This is a genomic window from Sphingobacterium sp. ML3W, from assembly GCF_000747525.1.
In the GTDB taxonomy this organism is placed as follows: domain Bacteria; phylum Bacteroidota; class Bacteroidia; order Sphingobacteriales; family Sphingobacteriaceae; genus Sphingobacterium.
The window spans coordinates 4606522-4626154 of record NZ_CP009278.1 but is presented as its reverse complement, the minus strand read 5'-3'; the positions used below and the strand labels follow the sequence as shown (position 1 = coordinate 4626154).

The 19633-nt window shown below is 37.9% G+C and carries 14 protein-coding genes; 4 read left to right on the top strand and 10 right to left on the bottom strand.

What is annotated here, in order from left to right:
• Positions 1-48: 48 nt before the first annotated feature.
• Positions 49-1650 (top strand): S41 family peptidase, encoded by a 1602-nt coding sequence (locus tag KO02_RS19795; protein ID WP_038701105.1) that lies wholly within the window; start codon positions 49-51, stop codon positions 1648-1650.
• Here KO02_RS19795 and KO02_RS19790 read toward each other — a convergent pair.
• The 5 genes from KO02_RS19790 to uvrA form a co-directional block, all read right to left on the bottom strand.
• Entirely contained in the window at positions 1647-2765 is a 1119-nt protein-coding gene (locus KO02_RS19790; RefSeq protein ID WP_038701103.1) for an endonuclease/exonuclease/phosphatase family protein, read from the bottom strand. The genes KO02_RS19795 and KO02_RS19790 overlap by 4 nt on opposite strands.
• Positions 2758-3639, bottom strand: coding sequence for a rhomboid family intramembrane serine protease (locus tag KO02_RS19785; protein ID WP_038701102.1), 882 nt, complete (start codon positions 3637-3639; stop codon positions 2758-2760). Before KO02_RS19785 ends, KO02_RS19790 begins: the two co-directional genes overlap by 8 nt.
• Before the next feature lie 13 nt (positions 3640-3652).
• Positions 3653-4375 (bottom strand): rhomboid family intramembrane serine protease, encoded by a 723-nt coding sequence (locus KO02_RS19780; RefSeq protein ID WP_038701100.1) that lies wholly within the window; start codon positions 4373-4375, stop codon positions 3653-3655.
• Between the two features lie 9 nt (positions 4376-4384).
• Positions 4385-6262: a DNA mismatch repair endonuclease MutL gene (gene mutL / locus KO02_RS19775; protein WP_038701098.1), complete on the bottom strand. Its 1878-nt coding sequence runs from the start codon at positions 6260-6262 to the stop codon at positions 4385-4387.
• 134 nt (positions 6263-6396) lie between these two features.
• Positions 6397-9237 (bottom strand): excinuclease ABC subunit UvrA, encoded by a 2841-nt coding sequence (gene uvrA / locus KO02_RS19770; protein ID WP_038703045.1) that lies wholly within the window; start codon positions 9235-9237, stop codon positions 6397-6399.
• A gap of 164 nt (positions 9238-9401) precedes the next feature.
• Here uvrA and KO02_RS19765 point away from each other — a divergent pair, with 164 nt between their 5' ends.
• Complete coding sequence (locus KO02_RS19765; RefSeq protein WP_038701096.1) at positions 9402-10457, top strand: hypothetical protein; 1056 nt, start codon at positions 9402-9404, stop codon at positions 10455-10457.
• Positions 10458-10546: 89 nt separating this feature from the next.
• Here KO02_RS19765 and KO02_RS19760 read toward each other — a convergent pair whose 3' ends face one another.
• The 3 genes from KO02_RS19760 to KO02_RS19750 all read right to left on the bottom strand — a co-directional run bounded on the left by KO02_RS19760 (position 10547) and on the right by KO02_RS19750 (position 13776).
• Positions 10547-10963, bottom strand: coding sequence for an OsmC family protein (locus tag KO02_RS19760; protein WP_038701094.1), 417 nt, complete (start codon positions 10961-10963; stop codon positions 10547-10549).
• Positions 10964-11240: 277 nt separating this feature from the next.
• Entirely contained in the window at positions 11241-12533 is a 1293-nt protein-coding gene (locus tag KO02_RS19755; protein ID WP_038701092.1) for a lipase, read from the bottom strand.
• Positions 12534-12558: 25 nt separating this feature from the next.
• Positions 12559-13776 carry an OmpP1/FadL family transporter gene (locus tag KO02_RS19750; RefSeq protein WP_038701090.1) on the bottom strand — a complete coding sequence of 406 codons (1218 nt, stop codon included), beginning with the start codon at positions 13774-13776 and terminating at the stop codon, positions 12559-12561.
• Positions 13777-13961: 185 nt separating this feature from the next.
• Here KO02_RS19750 and tpx point away from each other — a divergent pair, with 185 nt between their 5' ends.
• Positions 13962-14462, top strand: coding sequence for a thiol peroxidase (gene tpx, locus KO02_RS19745; RefSeq protein WP_038701088.1), 501 nt, complete (start codon positions 13962-13964; stop codon positions 14460-14462).
• Between the two features lie 48 nt (positions 14463-14510).
• Here tpx and KO02_RS19740 read toward each other — a convergent pair whose 3' ends face one another.
• Both KO02_RS19740 and KO02_RS19735 read right to left on the bottom strand, forming a co-directional pair.
• Positions 14511-15683 (bottom strand): trans-sulfuration enzyme family protein, encoded by a 1173-nt coding sequence (locus tag KO02_RS19740; protein ID WP_038701087.1) that lies wholly within the window; start codon positions 15681-15683, stop codon positions 14511-14513.
• Positions 15684-15933: 250 nt separating this feature from the next.
• Positions 15934-17433: a catalase gene (locus KO02_RS19735; RefSeq protein ID WP_038701086.1), complete on the bottom strand. Its 1500-nt coding sequence runs from the start codon at positions 17431-17433 to the stop codon at positions 15934-15936.
• Between the two features lie 223 nt (positions 17434-17656).
• Here KO02_RS19735 and KO02_RS19730 point away from each other — a divergent pair, with 223 nt between their 5' ends.
• Positions 17657-19552, top strand: a complete 1896-nt coding sequence (locus tag KO02_RS19730; protein WP_038701084.1) for an alpha-L-fucosidase — start codon at positions 17657-17659, stop codon at positions 19550-19552.
• Positions 19553-19633: the final 81 nt, after the last annotated feature.

The following is a 19633-nucleotide window of genomic DNA, read 5'->3' as shown; positions in this document are numbered from 1 at the left end:
TTGTGGTTTTAATGGATAAAACTTACTATTTTTGAAGCATCTTTTCATATGCAAAAAAGTATAAAACGGAATATTTTTGTAGCTGCAACATACGCAGGAGTTCTACTCCTGGGTTTATTGCTTGGGCAAAGGTATGCCGACGAACAAGGAAACAAGCAATCCATCTCGATTTTAACTGGTGGACTGACGGGAAATTCTGAAAAAGTGCAGTACATGGTAAACCTGATCGCAGATAATTATGTGGATAAAGTCAATCTAGATACTATTCAGGATGAAGCTATCCAGCATATCATTACTCGCTTGGACCCTTTTTCAACTTATTTAAAACCGAATGAACGCTTAGCACAATCAGAAGCTCTTGAAGGAACTTTTGATGGTATAGGGGTCGAATACTTTAACCTGAACGATACGCTTCTTGTCGTTGGTATGATTGCCGGAGGACCTGCTGAAAAGTCAGGAATGAAAATTGGCGACCGTTTAGTTAAAATTGCGAATCGTAATATCGCTGGTGTTCGGGTAACCGAAAATGTCGTTGATAAGTTGATTCGCGGTAAAAAAGGCTCTATAGTCGACATCATTATCAAGCGTAATAACGAGGTTTTAACCACAGCATTAAAAGTGGTGCGCGATCAAGTATCGGTCAGCACATTAGATGCTTCCTATATGATAGCCCCTAAAGTTGCCTATGTGAAAATTCGACGCTTTGGCCATCACACTGCCGATGATTTCAAAATTAAATTGCGAGACTTAAAGAAAAGTGGCGCCGAAGATTTGATCTTGGATTTAAGAGGTAATGGAGGCGGATATGTACACACAGCTATTGAAATGGCCAGTATGTTTTTCAAAGATAAGCGATTACTGATGTATACAGAGGGTGCTAATGAATTGCGGAGAGATTACTTTTCCAAAGAACCCGGAGGCTTTGCTGATGGCCGTATTATAGTATTGATTAACGAAGAAACAGCTTCAGCCAGTGAAATCGTTACCGGTGCTCTACAAGATCTAGATAGAGGTACAGTTGTTGGTCGTCGATCTTATGGTAAAGGTTTGGTGCAAGAACAGTTTGATTTTGCCGACGGTTCTGCCGTAAACTTAACAGTAGCTCGGTATTATACACCTCTAGGCAGATGTATTCAGCGGAAGTATACACGCGCAAATTATGATCAATCGAACTATATGACCACATTCGATCTTTGGACGATGGAAACGGAATTTAGCCCACATGACATGTATACCACGAGTAAAGGGAAAATGTTATTTGGAGGTGGTGGTATCCAACCCGATATCTTGATACCCATTGACTCTAATGAAATTAGTTCCAAGTATAGAGAAATATACCATTCAAATAGTATTCAAGAATTTGTTTATGACCGTTTTACTAAAAAATTACCAGCCTATTCCATTGAGAATTTTTTAAGCGGATATAACCTGCCTGATGCAGAGTTTAATGATTTTATTTCGTTTTTACAGACAAAGGAAATTGCTGTCAATAAGCTCGAAGCAGATCGACTTCATCAAATCATTCAATCGGATATTGAAGCTTTGGTAGGTCGTTATTACTTTGGTAGAGAAGCTTATTATAAAATAAAAAATAGAAAAGATTTTTTTATTGTGGGAGCTCTGGACGCATTAGGAATACAAAGGAATTAAAGGTATCTTAATCTTAAATCACTCCAAATGGGGTAGTGGTCTGATAATTTCTTTTTAACCACATGGTAATTGTCGATATCAAAGTTTGGACTTGTAAAGATATAATCAATCTGGAAGAAAGGTAGCAATTCGTAGTGTGTTACTCCCCAGCCCGAACCTTTCTCTTTAAAGGCATTTTTAAGACCTTTGCTGACTAGATTAACAGAATAGCTCATTGGAGTGTCGTTGAAATCCCCCATCACGATGTAGGGCATGCTACAGGTTTCCATGTGCTTTTTTAAAGAATTAGCCTGATCACTTCTAAATTCGAACGCATTTTTAAGTTTTTTGCCTAGTCGACGGGTTGCTTGTTTATCCGTTTCATTTTTCAATGCGGGATTTTGCAAGAATTCTTTTTCATCGTTTTGAAGGGCAAATGATCTTAAATGAACATTATAGATACGAATTGTACTATCGTTTTTCTTAACATCGGCATAAGAGATACGATTAATACCATAGTCGTTGTCTAGGATATTTCCGGAATTTATAATTGGGTACTTCGAGAATATGGTCATTCCATAAGCTTCATAGTCGTTTTTGGAACTTTCAGCAAAATAATGATAATCATATCCCAGTTTGCGTTTAAATTCATTGGAAATAACATACTTACCCTTTATCTTACTATAGTATTCTTGGAAGCAGATAATATCCGGTTTGATACTATCCAACATTTCTAAAGCATCATTTTTAAAGTTTTTTTTCTCGTCATGTATATCTTTAAAAAGATGTGCATTGAAACTTAAAACTCGTATTTGATCAGGTGATTTTGCTGTAATAGGAGATGATGAGCGTAGATTCCAATGTTTTGTCAATAACGGCCAACCAATTAGAATAGTCAACAATGAAAAAATGATCATTTTTGGTTTTCGTATTAACCAATATGCTATAAATCCGATGTTGATGATTAGAATAGGCAGATAGCCCAATCCAAAAAAAGCGATTGGCCAAAATGTTTTAGGATTAATGAAAGAGGCAGAATAACTAATCAATAAGGCAATTATGGCAAGAATGTTAAAAATAAAAACCGTCTTACTCAAATAACCCAATCTTTTTTTTACCAACACACGCCTAGCCATCTATCTTATTGTTATTGCTTGCTTTGAAGAGCGTCTCTTTCTCTTGAGTACTCAAACTATCGTAGCCGGATAAGGATATTTTATCTAAGATTTGATCAATTTGGTCCTGATTAGGTAAATCATAGCGATGTGAGCGCGATTGCTGAGTGCCCTGACCTACGACAACTTTCATTTTGGTAGGTCTTTGTTTATTCCTTTTGAATATTTTAGACCAATCCATACCGGATTGCAATGCATACACATAACCCATGCCGAACAAAACGGTACAAAAGTAGCTGATTGCTGCAGGTTTATTTGTTAATAAAAAGAAGAAAAATTGAATCGCGAAATAGATAATAGCGATGGTTTTTAACTTTACATTTCCAAATAACAATAGCCTCAGTTCAAATTTAGGAACTAAAGTGGCAGTCGCCGCTAAAACTGCAGCTAACGTAAATGCTCCTGTGTTCAAAGGAGGATTGGAGGCATGTGAAAAAAGAGCTAAATGCGAAAAAACCAAAAATATGATGCCTGAAAGAACTCCAGATACGATGTAAATGAATAGAAATTGCCTTTTACTTAGAAAATTAAAGAAAATAGTTCCTAGCCAATATAACCACAAACAATCAAAAGCAACGTTGAAAAGGCCTGTGTACAGAAAGTTGTACGTGAATAGCGACCAAGGTTGTTGGATGAATGTCTGAAAATTTGTTGGTAAGCTCAACTTTTCAATACTCAATTGAAAAAGAGAGATAGGAATTATTTTTAATTCAAAAAGAAGGTCAAATAGGTAAATCAAGATAAATAGGGCAACCTGTCCACAGATAATAAATGGAATCGGTGACCCTGAACCGAAGGTTGTCCTGATAAAGCTTTTGAACGAATTTTCCCTCATCTGATAAAGATAATTAATATATTCCTTTTTTAATACCCCAAGCTTTCAATAATAGGAAACCAAATAAAGCACCACCAACATGGGCTAAATGCGCTATGGAACCTCCTGAATTTGAAAAACCTAAATATATTTCAATCAAAATCATGATTGGAATAAAGAATTTAGCCTTTATCGGAACAGGTATAAATATAAGTGCAAGTTTTAGATTCGGAAATAAATAAGCAAATGCTAATAGCACGCCAAAGATAGCACCAGAGGCACCCACTAAAGGGGTGTTGTAAATGGATACTAAGGTTCCTAAGCCTGCTTGAGATACAAGGGGATTGTCTGTGTAAACCATACCCGAAATCATATCAAACTTCAAACTGCTACCCGGGTTTATTGATCCCGCGATTTGATACACTTCAAAAGCTTGTACTCCAAATTGAAGGATTAAAGCTCCAATTCCAGTAAGTAGATAAAAATTAAGAAAGCGCTTAGCACCTAAAACCTGTTCAATGATAGGACCAAACATGAACAAAGAAAACATATTGAAAAATATGTGTGTCAGGCTACCGTGCATAAACATGTAGGTGATGATTTGCCAAACTTTGAAAAAGGGAGAATCGGGGTAGAATACTCCGAAAAACCGTGTGGAATTTTCAAATATCATGGAACCAATAAAACAGACCACATTGAGGATGAGTAAGTTTTTGGTAACTGTTGGTAAATTTGACAGTGGATTAGCGCTATTCATAGATTTAAATTAGTTTTTACTAAACTTTTCTAATAGTTCTTGTAGGGTAATGGTGATAACAATTGGTTTTCCAAAAATAGAAATATTGGGCGATTCGCATGCAAAGAGCTGATCAATAAGCTCTGATATGGCATTGTTATCCAAAAATGTACCTGGTTTTATTGCCGCATTACGCGCAAGGCTTTTTGCTAAATTTTCACGTTTTTCAATTTTAAAATCACTTTGATTATTTTTATAATCCTCTAAAATCTGCTCAATAATCTTACGTTCATCAATTCCAGTCCCTAGATCTGCAGGAATACCATCGATGATATAACTGTTTTTACCAAATGAGCGGATTTGAAAACCTAAATTTTGAAAATCTTCTAAAAGATCTTGCATCAATTCATTGTCCGAGGGATTTAAATCTATGCTTTGTGGAAACAAACTTTGTTGACTCAACCCTTTATGTTGATCGAGCTGAGATTTAAATTGTTCAAATAAAATACGTTCATGGGCAGCTTGTTGATCAATCAACATGATGCCAGAGTGTATTTGCGAGACGATAAATCTGTTATGAATTTGAAAAAACTGCTTTGTTGTCGCCTTGTTATTTACACTTTGTATTTGTTGCGCAGGGGAATCTTGTTGCTCATGCTCAATGGGCAATTGCATGGATTCGTCCTGTTGGGTAATTTGATATAAGGTACCCCAATTTTGAGGGATTGCCGATTTTTTTTCAAAACCTGCCATGTAATTATCCGCACGTGAGAATGTAGATTTTGTTACTTGATCCGGTTCAAATGGATTGAAGTCAGGATTGAAACTTACGGTCGGCACTATGATTTCATCTAACGGTTTAGGTGTAATCATATTCGAAAAACCTGTCTCTTGTTCAAAATCTAAAGAAGGTGCGATATTATAACGTCCCAAAGACCTTTTTACAGCAGATCTGATGATGGCATAAATTGCTTTCTCATCTTCATACTTAATTTCTGTTTTCGTCGGATGTACATTGATATCAATCTTTGAAGGGTCGATGTCAATGAATAATACGTACAGAGGGAATGTCTCTGCAGGAAGAATTTCCTCGAAGGCATTCATAACAGCGTGGTTCAAATAATGATCTCTGATAAAACGCTTATTCACAAAGAAGAATTGTTCGCCCCTTGTTTTCTTCGCAAATTGTGGTTTCCCTACAAAACCATTGACCTTGATGATGGTAGTGTCTTCTTCCACAGGTACCAATCGTTGGTTGTAGGTATTTCCGAAAAGGTGAACAATACGTTGTTTTAAAGTCTCTGCAGGTAAATGAAACATTTCATTTCCATCGCTATGTAAGGTCAAAAAGATTTCAGGATTAGCCAAAGAAATCCGTTGAAATTCCTCTATGATATGGCGCATTTCTACCGAATTACTTTTTAAAAAGTTACGGCGTGCTGGTATATTGTAAAAAAGATTTTTTATGGCAATATTGGTGCCTGCAGCTACTGCTTCTGGTGCTTGACTGATGATTTTAGAACCCTCTATCTCTACGACAGTACCCAATTCATCTTCAAAACGACGTGTTTTTAACGTCACATGTGCAATGGCTGCAATGGAAGCCATGGCTTCACCGCGGAATCCCATTGTACGAATGGCAAACAAGTCCTCTGCTTTACGAATTTTGGAAGTAGCATGTCGTTCAAAACAAAGACGTGCATCCGTCACGCTCATTCCACAACCATTATCAATTACTTGAATTAATGATTTTCCAGCATCTTTGATGATCAATTGTATCTTGTCAGCACCAGCATCTATAGCATTTTCAATCAATTCTTTAATAGCAGCGGCAGGTCTTTGTACGACTTCACCTGCTGCAATTTGATTGGCAACATTATCTGGTAATAATTGAATAATATCCGACATATGATGCGAAGTTACGAAATTAATGAAGAATGACTTTAATTCCCTTTGAAAGTTGTCGTTTAAATTACATAACACAGAAACTTTCAGGAATTAAGGTTGATTAATAGCCTTAGCCTATCAAATTTAAAGCTTCATTATTGCATTTCAAGTTTAAGAAATCGAGCAGTTTCGCTCTTTTTATTTTTGATTAATTCTTCAGGGGTGCCCGAAAATAACACTTTACCACCTTCTTTACCACCTTCAGGACCGATATCAATGACCCAATCTGCACATTTGATAACATCCAGATTATGCTCTATAATTAATATGGTATTGCCGCGGTCCACCAAACGATTGATGACTCCCATGAGTACATTGACATCTTCGAAGTGTAAACCAGTTGTTGGTTCATCTAAGATATAAAACGTATTTCCAGTATCCTTTTTCGAAAGTTCAGTAGCCAATTTAATGCGTTGCGCTTCGCCTCCAGAAAGTGTTGTTGATGATTGTCCCAATGTGATATAACCCAAGCCAACATCCTGTAAAGTTTTTATTTTACGATAGATGGAAGGGATATTCTCGAAGAAGACAACAGCCTCATCCACACTCATGTCCAAGACATCGGATATGGATTTACTTCTAAAACGGACCTCCAAAGTTTCTCTGTTATAACGTTTTCCATGACATGTTTCACAAGGAACTTGTACGTCCGGAAGAAAGTTCATCTCCACTACTTTCATGCCTCCGCCTTGACAGGTTTCGCAACGTCCACCCTTCACATTAAACGAGAATCGTCCAGGTTTATAGCCTCTTATTTTTGCCTCAGGTAGTTGGACAAAGAGGGTTCTGATGTCAGAAAAGACCCCTGTGTAAGTCGACGGATTCGAACGCGGAGTCCGACCGATAGGGCTTTGGTCTATTTCGATTACTTTATCAACATGCTCCAAACCATCGATACTTTTGTAAGGAAGTGGAATGCCCTTAGCTCGGAAAAAATATTTATTTAAAATTGGATATAGCGTTCCGGTAATGAGACTTGATTTTCCAGAGCCTGAAACTCCAGAAACTAATATTAATTTGCCTAACGGAAAATCTACGGAGACATTTTTCAGGTTATTCCCTGTAGCACCATTTAAAGATAATGTTTTTCCGTTTCCAGCTCTTCTTTCTGATGGGATTGCAACTTCTTTTTTTCCATTTAAGTATGCTGCGGTTAACGAATCAGATTTTAAAATGTCATTTGGTTTTCCTTCAGCGACGACCTGTCCACCGTTAACACCAGCAGCTGGACCCATATCAATGACATAGTCGGCGTTTAAAATCATGTCTTTATCATGTTCAACAACCAATACAGAGTTACCGATGTCACGTAAATTCTTTAAAGAATTGATCAGGCGTTCATTGTCCCTTTGATGGAGACCAATGCTCGGCTCATCTAGGATATACAATACATTCACCAGTTGTGAACCTATCTGTGTCGCCAGACGAATACGTTGCGCTTCACCACCCGAAAGTGATTTTGAAGAGCGGTCGATTGTCAGGTAGTTTAAGCCTACATCCAAAAGGAATCCCAAACGTGATTGTATTTCTTTTAATATTTCAGTTGCTATGATACGTTGACGTTCGTCCAGAGAGGCATTTACGTTTGAAAACCATTCGTACAGGGATTTTATGTCCATATGCGAAAGTTCATAGATATTCTTGCCAGCAAATTTAAAATGCAACGATTCCTTTTTCAGACGAGCCCCTTTACAGCTCGGACATACGATCTTCGAACGGAAATCGTCTAAAGAAGTCATATCGTCGCTCGATTTACCCGATTGCTCTTCCAACATCTTGAATATACCTGAAAATTCAATACGGTAATCGCGAACGTCATAACTGCCGTAAGAAACAGCCACGGAAATGGGTTCCTCAGAGCCAAAAAGCAACATGTCGATTTGTTCTTCCGTCAGTTTTTCTAAAGGTGTACTTAAAGAAAAATCAAGCTTTTTAGCAACAGCTTTTAACACTTGAAAATTCCATGTTTCCTTTGCGGGGCCTAATGGCGCTAAACCACCTTTTTGAATGCTTAATTTACGGTCAGGGATAACTGTGTTTTTGTCAATTTCAAATATATAGCCTAGACCATCACATTTTGGACAGGCACCGTAAGGTGAGTTAAAAGAGAAAGTATTAGGTTGTGGCTCGTCATATGAAATTCCCGATTCGGCATCCATTAAATAACGACTGAAGAATTGCTCATCATTTTCTTGATTAGCAACTTTAATAATCCCCTTCGCTGTTTTCATGGCTTGCATGACAGAAGTCTGTAGGCGATTTTTATCTTCTTCAGAAACTTTAAGTCTATCTACTACAATCTCAATATCGTGGATTTTATAGCGGTCCACTTGCATCTTAGGTGTTAGGTCTATGATTTCACCATCTACACGAACTTTAACATAACCTTGTTTACGGATCTGTTCGAATAACTCACGGTAGTGTCCTTTACGACCTTTGATCACTGGCGCTAGTATATTCAGCGCTTGTCCATCAAAATCATTTAAGATGCGGTCCACGATTTGTTCATCCGACATGCGCTGCATACGGTTTCCCGTGACGTAAGAAAAAGCTTCACTGGCACGAGCGAATAGCAAGCGCATAAAGTCATAGACTTCGGTAATGGTACCAACGGTAGAACGTGGATTTTTACTTGTAGTTTTTTGTTCAATTGAAATAACAGGGCTCAATCCAGAAATTTTATCGACATCAGGGCGCTCCATGCCACCCAAAAATTGACGGCTATATGCACTAAATGTTTCCATATAACGTCTTTGCCCTTCAGCATAGATGGTGTCAAAAGCTAATGACGATTTACCGCTACCACTTAATCCTGTGATAACAACCAATTCGTTTCTAGGAAATGAAATGTCTATATTTTTAAGATTATGTACACGTGCTCCAAATACTTGAACTTCACTTTGTTCACCTAAGTCAGGTGTGATTTTCTTTGTCATGTAACCGCTGTTTTCTTCCAAACGCAGATGAATTTCTGCAAACATGCAAAATTACTCATTTTTAATGAATTTTAAGAAGACCACATCTTTATTATTGTCACGGCATTGCAAATCTATACCGGATATAAAAGGTATAATTTGTACTTTGCCTCTACAATAGTTATATGAAGAAGTTAGACGTTACCAAACAAGAAAAAGAATCCTTAGAAGAAGCGATACAATTTTGGCAAAAGGAGCAAATAATAGATGAGCCAACTGCAGTAGCGATGGTGGAAAGCATTGATGTGAAAAGCTTTGATTGGAAGCGCTTGGCACGTTATGCCTTTTGGGTAGCACTTGCTTCCTTGGTGTTTGCTGTTTTTTCTTTAATGACGGATACTGCTTTTCTCAAATTTGTGGATACGCTTTACGAAGCACCGAACATTTTATTTTGTGTGTTTTTTGCAGCTTTAGCCATTTTGTTTTATACCCTTGGTCTTCGTTACAAAACAAAATATCCCAACAAAAATCTTTCTATTGAAACGATGATGTTGATTGGGGTTTTCTCGACAGCAGCATGTATCGGTTTTTTAGGAAAGGTATTGGACAAGAATAGCATGCACTATTCTTTATTATTTTTACTATCTGTACTTATTTATGGATACCTCGCTAACCGCTTAAAATCAAAGCTCATCTGGGTTTTTATGCTTATCGCTTTAGGTGTCTGGTTTGCTACCGAAACGGCCTATCATAGCGATTGGGGATTTAAGTTTTGGGGAATGAACTATCCACTACGGTTTACTATTTTCGGTTTGATTCTGACATTGATGGCCGTTTACGTACAACCGCGCTTTAAGAAATTGCAGGAATTTCAATCCCTGAGTTATCTCATCGGTTTATTATACCTGATGATTTCATTATGGTCCCTTTCCATTTTCGGCAATTACGCGGATTTCTACGAGTGGACATTGGTGAGACAATACCATATTTTCTATTGGGGATTGTTATCAACTGCAGTATCCGCTGGATTGGTGATTTATGGGTTAAAGATGAAAGATAATACCACACGTGAAATTGGGTTTGTGTTTTTTGTGTTGAATGTGTACACACGCTATGTTGAGTATCTTTGGGATAATATCAATCGCGCGATTTTCTTTCTCATTTTGGCAGTATCTTTCTGGTTTGTCGGACGATGGGCAGAGAAGTTGTGGCAAAAAAGAGAAGATGGGAAAACAGAATAGTCCATTTTTCTAAAATAGTGTTTCAGACATAAAAAAAGAGCAGTTGATCAACTGCTCTTTTTTTATGTCTGAAATTTGATTTCGGTGGCTTAATTTATTTTAAGAGAGTACGTGATGTTAATACCTCCAGCTGCAAGCATATCGTGTACAGAGCAATATTTCTTTACCGCTAATTCTGCTGCTTTTTGCGCTTTTATCTCATCGATGTTACCTTTTAAATAAAAGCTAATATGGATATCAGTAAAGATATTTGGGATTTCCTCACGGCGTTTTCCTTCTACTTCGACTTGGATATCTTCAATATCTTGGCGTTGTTTGGTCAAGATAGAAGAAAGGTCAAATACACTACATGAGCCTAAAGCCATTAAGACTAACTCCATTGGACGGACGCCTTTGCCTTCGCCCCCTATAGCTTCTGAACCATCAATATTAACTTTAATGTTGGATAATTCACTTGATGCTTCAAAGTGAACTGCTTTGTTTTGGCGATTTAGTGTTACTTTCATGATTGTATCTCCTTGTATACACAAACTTAGCTAAATTTGCTTTGAATACCAATATAATTGCGCTGATATAACGAAGGGTATACTGAATCGATTCTCAAGCTTTCTATGCTTTATATCATCATAATTCCTTGTTAATGGATTATAGAGGATGCTATACTTTAGTTGCCGCTCTTATTAGTTTTAAAGCTAATTTTATAACAGGAGTATAAAGAATAGCCCTAAATAAAAAGGATAGCTAAAAGCGCTATCCCTTTTTCAAATTATTGTATTATAATGATTAAGGAAGTTTCACACCCCTAAAATCAGAAATATTTAATCTTGGAACTTGAGCTCCATAAGTTTTGTTGATGGCTTCGATAAACACATTGGCCATTAGCGCATTTCCAATAGGAGTTAAATGTATACCATCTAATGAGAAACCATTTCCAGTGATGTATTTTGCACTAACAGCTAAGCCGTCGATACGAATTCCATTTTTAACAGCAGTTAAAAATGCATTGACATCTGCTACAGCCAGCTGATTGGAAGCTGCTACTGATTTAATTATCTTATTGAATTCATTTACACGTGCAACCACCTCTTTGGCCTCCGTAACATCCAAAACATATTTATCTTCAACAGGGTTGAGCGGATGTAAACCGTAAGGTATTTTGTTTTCATTTGGTACGCCTAACAGGCCAGCAGCGGAAAATGGTAACACAAAGTAGTCCTGATCAGTAGCTGCTCGAGGACCAGATTTAGTTGCGATATAAATATCAGTCACCTTTGTCGTACTTGCAGCATTGACACCAGCTAAAAGGAGCTCACGTGTCACTGTTGTGAAATAAGGAACCGAAGTCACATCAGGAATTGTTGCTAATACTCCCTTTTGTTTTTTTACTGTTAAGGTTGATACGTAATTATTTAATAACGAATTGAATAATGCCGTTGAGGTTAATGTTGTGGTTGGGCCATCATTGACTGCTCCATTCGTCGCATATCCCAACACGTCATTATTCCCTAAAGAAAACGTAAAGAACGTATGATTTTGTGAAGTAGAGTAGGTGAAGTAGTTCATCGTTGGTAGAGTGCCTTCTGGCAATAGACGTTCGAAGTACATATTCCCAGCTGCAGTACCAATATATGGGGCAAAAGCCATATCCATACGCATTCCCGGTACCCCTAAATTATTGATCGGATCAGTAAATTTCGTTAATAATTTTGGACTAGCTGAGCGGTAAGCTAATTTGTCTGTAACCTGTTCTGTTACTGGCTGGCCATTCACCAACGCTTTTAATCGAAGATAGCCCGAGCCATTCGATTGCTCCTCACTAAAAAACGGAGATTTAAACTCTCCTCCGCCAACTTTTTGCAGTTGTTCCGCAATTAGTAAAGGAAAAGCGACCTTTTGGCCTTCCAAGTATAGGCCTCCATCGGCATAACCTGCAGAAAGCGAATTCCCAATGGCGATGTATTTGCTAAAGTCAGCTTTTGTACCTGCTGTAGGTGTATATTCATCTAGAGTTGGCTTACATGCCGTAATACTCAGTATAACCAGTGCAACTCCTATATATAAATTTCTTCTTTTCATGGTGATCACAATTTAGTATGCATCCTTAAAATTTGTAAGTCAAACCAATTCCTGGTGCGTAAATATTTGTCATATATGTTCCAGATAAATGGCTATCTACGTTGTTTGCCTCACGAGGTAAAACCCTTTGATATGCAAAAGATCCTGTTAAATCGAATTTTGGAGACATTTTATAGGTGAAACCACCCGATAAGAGTACGCGATTGTTGTCTGGCGTTTCAGGATAAACATAATCTTTACTTACCGGAGTAGCGATAAATCCTCCACCTACACGAAGTTGAAGTTTCTCAGAAGGCAGGTATTCAATACCGGCTTTTATAGAGCCAGCTTTTGTATAGTTTTTCGGAGAATGTGTATCTGGAGTATTGGGGTCGCTGTAATCAAAATTCAATTCTTTATAGATATCGTAATTAATGACCGTTCCATCGACTGCCATTTTTACTTTATCGCTAATTGGGAAAGTGACACCAACAGCAAATGTAGAAGGTAGTGGTAATTCTGCGCTGAATTTACTTCCTGGAGGGAAAGTTCCTTGAGCAGCTTCAGGCACGTTGAATTTAGCATCGCCATCTTTTAATTTGGTCACCACCTTAGAGCGGTAACTCATGGAAATGGCAAATTCGTCGTTTAGGTTGTAATGAACCCCAACATTATATCCAGTCCCTGTACCGGTTCCTTTTAATTCTGCTAATCCCGATGACCCATCTTGGAAGTATACTGGAATGGCACTTTGAAGGTCTACTGACCCAATATTATAAACAAATCCCCCACCAATACTGAAGTTGTCCGTTAACTTGATACTTAATGTTGGTTGTATATAGATCGCACGTAAAGATAAGCTCACTAAACTGTACTTACCCGTCCATTCTGTCCCCCAATCTACCGCACCACCGTAAGGTGTGTAAACACCTATTCCAGCTTTCCACCAAGAGTTTTTAGGTCCTACAGTAGCAAATACAGAAAATGGAGGCGTTACTTGATTCCGTGTATAATCGACAACATTACTTCCCGAAGCTTGAAAAGCGGATTTGAACATAACACCATTTCCTGCAATAGAAACGGAATTGTGATCCATTTTAGCGAGTGCTCCAGGACTATAAAAGATCGAAGACTCATCAATAAAGTAGGCAGAACCTGCACCACCCATACCGACAGATTTTGGACTCTGAACATTAACTTGAGACCCCTGTGCCAATAGTAATGAAGGTGATGCACAAAGCAGCGTAATTAGTAACTTCTTCATATACATCAAATTTGGTTTATTATTTGTGTTTGAATTTATAATGCTAACATAGTAAATTTTTGTGGTTTTTTGATACTTTTTTGGCAAAAAATGATAAATAATTATTTTGTAATTACGGTGATTAATAAATATGATTTTTGTGGTAAGATTAAATTGAAATCGTTAAATTGCTGAAAAATTTAATTATGGCAACAGTAACATTCAAAGGTGGAGCAGTAAATACGGTAGGTAACTTACCTAAAGTGGGTAGTCAAGCTCCAGATTTTAAATTAACAGCAGGAGATTTATCAGATAAATCATTAGCTGATTATAAGGGTAAAAAAGTAGTATTAAATATCTTTCCAAGTGTTGATACAGGTACTTGTGCTGCATCGGTACGTGCTTTCAATAAAGCAGCAGTGGAATTGGAAAATACGGTGGTTTTATGTATCTCTAAAGATTTACCTTTTGCTCAAGGACGTTTCTGTGCAGCAGAAGGGTTGAATAATGTGGTGGCATTATCAGAATATAAGGATGCTAATTTTTCTGACGCTTATCAATTACGCTTTTCAGACGGTCCTTTGGCAGGCTTATTAAGCCGTGTAGTAATTACTTTGGATGAAAATGGTCAAGTGCTTTATGAAGAGCAAGTAGCAGAAGTAACAGAAGAGCCGAATTATGAAGCGGCTTTAGCTTCTTTAAAATAATTAGGTAACAAAATAACAATAAAGCCATCTCTAGAGATGGCTTTATTGTTATTTTGTTTTTTCCAATGCCTGTAAGATATCTTGAATAATATCTTCCTGATCTTCCAAGCCAACCGATAGGCGAACACTTCCGGGCTGAATACCTAGGTTTAAGCGCTCGTCTTCTGATAGCTTCGAATGTGTAGTCGAGGCTGGATGAGTTGCAATTGAACGGGCATCTCCCAAGTTGGAAGTATACAAGATCATATCCAGTTCGTCCAAGAATCGAAATGCTCGTTCTTGTCCACCTTTGACGACGAAAGTGACAATACCACCACCAGCTTTCATTTGTTTTTTTGCGAGTTCATACTGTGGATGCGAAGGCAGAAAAGGGTATTTAACATCTTTGATATCATCGTGCTTTTCAAGCACTTCTGCAAGTGCCAATGCATTGCTACAATGTCTATCCATGCGTAAACCCAAGGTATCTAAACTCTTGGAGATGATCCAAGCATTAAATGGAGATAGGGAAGGGCCTGTGTGGCGGATAAAGAACATCAACTTATCAATCAATTCCTTTTTACCGACAACCAAACCGCCCAATACGCGCCCCTGTCCATCCATATATTTTGTAGCAGAATGGATGGATAAATCAAAACCATATTTTAAAGGTTTTTGTAGGTAAGGTGTTGCGAAGCAATTATCGATAGCTAAAATGATGTTAGGATATTTCTGTTTTAAAGAACCTAACCATTCTAAATCAACCAGTTCCAAACCTGGGTTAGAAGGTGATTCCAAAAATATTATTCTCGTATTCGGTTGAATGGCTTTTTCCCAGTCTTCCGGATTGACCGCATCAACATACGTCGTAGTTACCCCCCAACGTGGAAATAATTGTGTAAATAGTTGATGTGTCGAACCAAAAATGGCACGTGAAGAAACAATATGGTCACCACTTTCAACAATACCTGCAAAAGCAGCAAACACAGCCGCCATACCCGAAGAGAAGGACAGCCCAGCTTCTGCTCCCTCTAGGATACATACTTTATTGATTAATTCAGAAGTATTCGGATTGGCATAACGGGAGTATACCATTCCCTGCTCTTCATCAGCAAAAATAGCTCTACCTTGTTCCGCACTATCAAAAATAAAACTTGAAGTGAGGTATAAAGGCACCGAGTGTTCTCGTGTTGCAGAGCGATCTGCCTGTTCGCGAATGAGTTTAGATTGATCTTTGTTCATGATGAGGTAAAGGTACAAGTTGTAAATTTTATTTATTCGATTTAATCGAATAAATTTTATGGATTTACGATTTTTAAGAAAAAGATGGCGGGCTCACTTTCTGTACACACTTACTGGACTAACAAGATTCATAAGGTGGATGCATCGGGAGAGAGAAATTTAACTGAAGTGCGTAATTGGAGTCCCAATATTTTTAAATAGAAAAAGGGAATGTATACATTCCCTTTTTCTATTTAAATGGTTGTAACTACTATTTCTGAGGCATATGTTTTGCCATTTCATCCATAGAGAAGCCTAATCCTTTAGCAACTCCAAGTCCTAAATTCATATCCGCTCTAAACCAGTGGCACAATTGACGCATCACGATTTCATCTCTTTTTGGACCTTCAATACCTGACATCGCACCAACAATGTTTTCAATAAGGTGTTCTTTTTGTACAGGATCCAATAAACGGTACAAATCTCCAGGCTGTGTATAATGATCATCTTCACCAGGTGCGTTGCGATCATAATTGTCCGCCACTAAGCTGTCTAATTGTAATGCAGGCTCTTTATAAGATTGATCTTGATAATTACCGTCAAAACTATTTGGAAAATAATTTGGAGCCGATCCTTGGTTACCGTTTACCGTCATTTTACCATCACGTTGGTAATTGTTGGTCATAAAAGGACATTGGTTTACTGGAATCTGCTCATAGTTACCTCCTAATCTGTAACGTTGCGCATCAGGGTAAGATAGGATACGTCCCTGTAACATTTTATCTGGAGAAAAGCCAATCCCATCGACCACATGCGCTGGAGCGAAAGCTACCTGCTCCACATGGGCAAAGTAATTATTCGGATTTTCATTCAGTTCCATCACACCGACCTCGATCAATGGGTATTCTTTTTGTGACCATACTTTCGTTAAGTCAAATGGATTCCAACGGAAGGTCTTAGTTTCCGATTCTGTCATGACCTGAATATAGAGTTTCCATTTTGGGAAATCACCATTATTAATAGCCGTATGCAAATCGCGTTGTGCATAATCCATATCCTTAGCGCGCATTTCATCTGCTTCTGAAGCCGTCAGATTCTTGATTCCTTGCTGTGTTCTAAAGTGATATTTGATATATACACGTTCATTATTGGCATTGATCATGGAGTAAGTATGACTACCATAACCGTGCATGTGTCTGAAACCAAATGGGGTACCACGATCGGACATTAACGTCGTTACCTGGTGTAGTGACTCTGGATTTAGCGACCAGAAGTCCCATACCATAGTTGCAGATTTACAATTTGTATAAGGATCTCTTTTTTGAGTATGGATAAAGTCAGGAAACTTTTTAGCGTCCTTGATAAAGAAAACTGGCGTATTATTTCCAACTAAATCGTAATTGCCATCTTCAGTATAGAACTTAACTGCGAAACCACGTGGGTCACGTTCCGAATCTGCCGACCCGCGTTCGCCACCTACTGTAGAAAAGCGAATGAATAATTTTGTTTGTTTACCAATCCCATTAAAAAGTTTGGCCTTAGTATATTTAGAGATATCATTTGTAACCGTAAAGGTACCATAGGCTCCGGAGCCCTTAGCATGGACAATACGTTCTGGGATACGCTCTCTATTAAAGTGTGCTAATTTTTCATGAAGAAAATAATCTTGCAATAATACGGGACCTCTCGGACCAACTGTCATGGTGTCTTCGTAGTTTACAACTGGAGCTCCTGAAGCCGTTGTAATTTTCTTGTTTTCGTTATTTTCCATTATTGATTTATTTATTAGTTTTTTCTTTTTGTTCTACAACAAATTTAAATGAAATACATGAGTTTGTTTTATTGATAATCTCGATGCCTTATCAATGTTAATGATCAATGCTTTTATTGTTATAAATATAATCAATCGATTGATTAAAGAAAATGATTTTTCCAAATTTTTATTACTCTAAAATAAAACTATATTTAAGATCTTAAACCTTTTATTATAAGATATGCTCACACTCCTTCTCTCCAGTTTACTCTTTATGAATGGTCAAGTTTTGCCATCCGAACCTGTAAACCCACCAAAACCATATGGGGCGATTCCCAGTGAACGACAACTGAAATGGCATGAAATGGATGCCTATTGTTTAATTCACTATACACCAACAACATTTCAAAATAAGGAATGGGGTTACGGCGATGCATCGCCTAAGGTTTTTAATCCGACTAATTTTGATGCCAATCAAATTGCTAACGCTGCAGCATCTGCAGGATTCAAGGGATTGATTAGCGTTGCTAAGCATCATGACGGTTTTTGTCTTTGGCCAACAGCAACCACAACTTATAGTGTCGCATCGTCTCCATGGGAACAGGGTAAGGGAGATATGGTTAAAGATTTTATGACGGCAACACATGCCAATAAGATGAAATTTGGAGTTTACCTTTCTGCATGGGACCGTAATGACACCCGATACGGAACAGCAGCTTATGCTGAAGCCTATAGAGCACAGTTGACAGAATTGATGTCCAATTACGGCGAATTATTCACATCATGGCATGATGGTGCTAATGGTGGAGATGGCTACTATGGAGGTTTAAATGAAAAAAGAACAATCGATCGTAACACTTATTATGCTTGGGAGGAAAAAACCTGGCCAATTGTTCGGAAATTACAGCCAATGGCCATGATATTCAGTGATGTAGGTCCTGATATGCGCTGGGTTGGAAATGAAAAAGGTTTTGCTGGGGAAACTTCATGGGCTACATTCACGCCAGAAGGCTTAGATGGGAAAAAAGCTGTACCCGGGTCGGTGAACGAAAAAACACTTACATCCGGCGTTAGAAATGGTGCATATTGGATACCTGCTGAATGTGATGTTCCGCAAAGACCCGGTTGGTTTTATCATGCAGAGCAAGATGCACAGGTGAAAACTCCAGATCAATTATTTGAGATTTACCTCAAGTCCGTAGGACGTGGTGCCAATATGAACTTAGGATTAGCACCCATGCCCTCTGGGCAACTGCACGAGAATGATGTCAAATCGCTAGCGGCATTTGGAAAGAAAGTTAGAAAAACTTTTGAGAACAATTTAGCGCAGGGAGCGCAGATCAAAGCATCTACGATTCGTGGAAATGCCGTTAAAGATTACGGAACGCAATTCCTTTTAGATGAAGATCGCTACAGCTATTGGGCAACAAATGATGCTGAGCATCAAGCTACCTTGGATATTAAATTAAAAGGGAAACAAACTTTTGATATTGTCCAGATAAGAGAAAATATAAAACTCGGACAACGCTTGGATAGTGTAATTGTGGAGCATAAAGTTAATGGTCAATGGAAGTTATTAGCTAAAGCGACCAGCATTGGAGCGAATCGCTTGATGAAATTGGAAAATACAATTACAACTGATGAATTGCGTATGCACTTATTTGCACCTGTAGCGATTACCCTAAGTGATTTTGGCTTGTATAAAGAATTTAATGAGCCATTTGCTTTTGAGCATACAGGCTTAAAGAAAATGAATGCAAATCAATACATACCCGCTGTTTTTACAGAATCAGCAAAAGCAATTGATCATAATGAGCAAACTTTTGCCTCAGTACCTGCTTATGAAGGAGGTTTTATCTTCGAAATAAAGGATGATGTCGATGGGTTTGGCTATTTGCCACGTCAAGATGGACAGACAGCAGGGATTGCTACCAAATATAAAATTTATACAAGTGACAATAATCAACAATGGAAACTCCTGAAAGAGGGTGAGTTTTCGAATATCAAAGCCAATCCAATTTTGCAACAAATTGTTTTTGATCAAGCAACGAAAGCTAAATACATCAAATTTGTGCCAACGGAAACACTGACTAAAAACGTATTCACAGTAGCAGAATTCGAATTATACTCCAAATAAAAAACCGAAGCTATCATAAGCGTATATCAGCTCGCAAACCGAGTTAGATATTCGGCTTATGATAGCTTCATTGACATAAAA

Coding starts and splice junctions, on each gene's coding strand:
- KO02_RS19790 (WP_038701103.1), bottom strand. CDS start 2,765: ATGGCTAGGCGTGTGTTGGTAAAAAAAAGATTGGGTTATTTGAGTAAG.
- KO02_RS19750 (WP_038701090.1), bottom strand. CDS start 13,776: ATGAAGAAGTTACTAATTACGCTGCTTTGTGCATCACCTTCATTACTA.
- tpx (WP_038701088.1), top strand. CDS start 13,962: ATGGCAACAGTAACATTCAAAGGTGGAGCAGTAAATACGGTAGGTAAC.
- KO02_RS19795 (WP_038701105.1), top strand. CDS start 49: ATGCAAAAAAGTATAAAACGGAATATTTTTGTAGCTGCAACATACGCA.
- KO02_RS19730 (WP_038701084.1), top strand. CDS start 17,657: ATGCTCACACTCCTTCTCTCCAGTTTACTCTTTATGAATGGTCAAGTT.
- KO02_RS19740 (WP_038701087.1), bottom strand. CDS start 15,683: ATGAACAAAGATCAATCTAAACTCATTCGCGAACAGGCAGATCGCTCT.
- KO02_RS19735 (WP_038701086.1), bottom strand. CDS start 17,433: ATGGAAAATAACGAAAACAAGAAAATTACAACGGCTTCAGGAGCTCCA.
- uvrA (WP_038703045.1), bottom strand. CDS start 9,237: ATGACAAAGAAAATCACACCTGACTTAGGTGAACAAAGTGAAGTTCAA.
- mutL (WP_038701098.1), bottom strand. CDS start 6,262: ATGTCGGATATTATTCAATTATTACCAGATAATGTTGCCAATCAAATT.
- KO02_RS19760 (WP_038701094.1), bottom strand. CDS start 10,963: ATGAAAGTAACACTAAATCGCCAAAACAAAGCAGTTCACTTTGAAGCA.
- KO02_RS19755 (WP_038701092.1), bottom strand. CDS start 12,533: ATGAAAAGAAGAAATTTATATATAGGAGTTGCACTGGTTATACTGAGT.
- KO02_RS19780 (WP_038701100.1), bottom strand. CDS start 4,375: ATGAATAGCGCTAATCCACTGTCAAATTTACCAACAGTTACCAAAAAC.
- KO02_RS19765 (WP_038701096.1), top strand. CDS start 9,402: ATGAAGAAGTTAGACGTTACCAAACAAGAAAAAGAATCCTTAGAAGAA.
- KO02_RS19785 (WP_038701102.1), bottom strand. CDS start 3,639: ATGAGGGAAAATTCGTTCAAAAGCTTTATCAGGACAACCTTCGGTTCA.